This is a genomic window from Flavobacterium sp. (assembly GCF_049590715.1).
In the GTDB taxonomy this organism is placed as follows: Bacteria; Bacteroidota; Bacteroidia; order Flavobacteriales; family Flavobacteriaceae; genus Flavobacterium.
The window spans coordinates 1-2,032 of record NZ_JBAWDL010000141.1; the positions used below are offsets into that span (position 1 = coordinate 1).

2 protein-coding genes are annotated in these 2,032 nt (G+C 61.2%); both read left to right on the forward strand.

Annotated features, from left to right (window positions below):
* A partial coding sequence (locus tag WBQ70_RS06540; RefSeq protein WP_423911972.1) for a tyrosine-type recombinase/integrase occupies positions 1–1,039 on the forward strand: 1,039 nt, incomplete at its 5' end.
* 27 nt (positions 1,040–1,066) lie between these two features.
* Positions 1,067–2,032: IS91 family transposase (locus WBQ70_RS06545; RefSeq protein ID WP_423911975.1), on the forward strand; the 966-nt coding region annotated here is incomplete at its 3' end.

Here is a 2,032-nt window from a genome sequence, read left to right on the forward strand (position 1 = left end):
CGCGAATCCAACCCCGAACCGCCGCTCGCGCCAAGACAAAAAGCCCGACGACAGAACCGACGAGGCGGGCTACCAGAAGCTCCCGCCCGGCTTGCGTCCGTTCGGGGGATGTGCCCAGCGCGACCCGCTCGATTATGATTCGCACCCTTATCCCTCGATGCTGAGTTTCGCGAAGCATCTCGCGCTGCATTTTGACGCGCCCCGCACCCGGCATTCCTACTACCGCCAGCTGCGCCTCATCCATGAGCAAGCCCCATGCGATCCCGCCGCGATGACCGAAGAAATGCTGCGCGACTACTTCCTGCACGTCAAAACCGTCAAGCGTTGGAAGCCCAAAACCATCCGCCAGTCCGCCGCTGCGGCGAAGCTTTTCTTCGTCGGAATGCTTGAGCGTGAGGAGTGGAAAATTTTCTCCCAGATCCGTACCAAGGACGAGGAACACCTGCCCGCCGTCCTGACTCGCAGAGAAGTCATCCATCTACTCCGGCACATCCGCCTGCGTCGCTACCGCATCCCGGTGAAGCTCATCTATTGCTGCGGGCTACGTCTATCAGAGTGCCTATCGCTCACCATCCACGACATCGATGCGGAAGGCGGCAAGTTATGGATTCGCAAGAGCAAGGGAAACAAAGACCGTATGGTGCCGATCTCTCCCACCATGATCGAGGACTTGCGCCGCTACTGGAGCGTGCACCGCCATCCACTGCTGCTCTTTCCTAACGTCGGCCGCGGTGCCTGCCCACTTGACCAAGTCGCACAACGCATGCATGAGGCAGTGCGGCCGATGCCTGTTAGCTCATTGCAGCGCCTCATCGTCGCGGCACGCAAGGAGTTAAACATTCCAGTCTGCACGATGCACACGCTGCGCCATAGTTTCGCCACCCACTTAGTGGAAGCCGGCGCGGGCCTGCACACGGTGCAGGCGCTGCTAGGACATCGCCATATCGACACCACCATGATCTATCTTCACCTGACCCATCGCAGCGAGCAAGACAGCCGCGAACTGGTGGAAACGCTCTGCCTTGAGCTTCCCCGTTAGAATGATTCGCCACCGGAGGAAAAGACCATGGCAGCCGCCGTCATCGACGCGCTGCGCCGCTTCCTGCCCGCCTTTCTGCGTGAGAATCACCACGTGTTAGGCGGCGCACAGCGTCGCGCCGTCTGGGCCATCACCCATTGCCGCAGTGCGGAAATGGGCGGGCACCTCCATGCCTGCGAACCGTGTGGAAAACGCGAGTTCCACTTCCACAGTTGCAACCACCGCTCCTGCCCGCAGTGCGGCAAGGAAGCCACCGCGGAATGGGTGGAACGCCAACTCGCCAAACGTGTCGGCGCGCCCTACTTCATGGTCACCTTCACCTTGCCCGAGGAACTGCGGTCGCTGTTCTTCACCCCGCAGGCAAAGTCGATCTATCAACTCTTCTTCGCCGCTGCCTCCTCCGCCCTATCAGACACCTTGGCGAATCCCCGTTGGCTCGGCGCGGCGACCAGCGGCTTCACCATGATTCTCCACACTTGGAACCAGAGACTGCATTTCCACCCCCACCTCCACTGCATCGTGCCGGGTGCCGGCATCGACGTCACCGGCCGTGTGGTCCGGGTGAAGAATGCGAACTTCCTCGTGCCGCAGCCCGCGTTGAGAAGTGTTTTCCGCGCCCGCTTTCGCGACGGCCTCGCAACCCTCGCCACGGAGCACGAGCTGCCAGACATCGATCCCGCCGTTTGGAACAAAGATTGGGGCATCCATCTCCAGCCATTTGGCAGCGGTGAAAATGTGATTAAGTATCTCGGAAGATATGTCTGTCGCACCGCCATCGGCGACTCCCGCATCGTTTCTATCACCGACACCCAAGTGAGCTTCCGCTGGAAAGACCGAGCTAACAACAACGCCCCGCGCATCGACACCCTCCCTGGCGTCGAGTTCGTCAAACGCTACCTGCGCCACGTCCTGCCGCGCGGCCTGCGTGCCGTGCGCTACTATGGATATTGTCACCCCGCCGCCATGGCCAAGCGCGAGCGGGTCGCCTTCCAC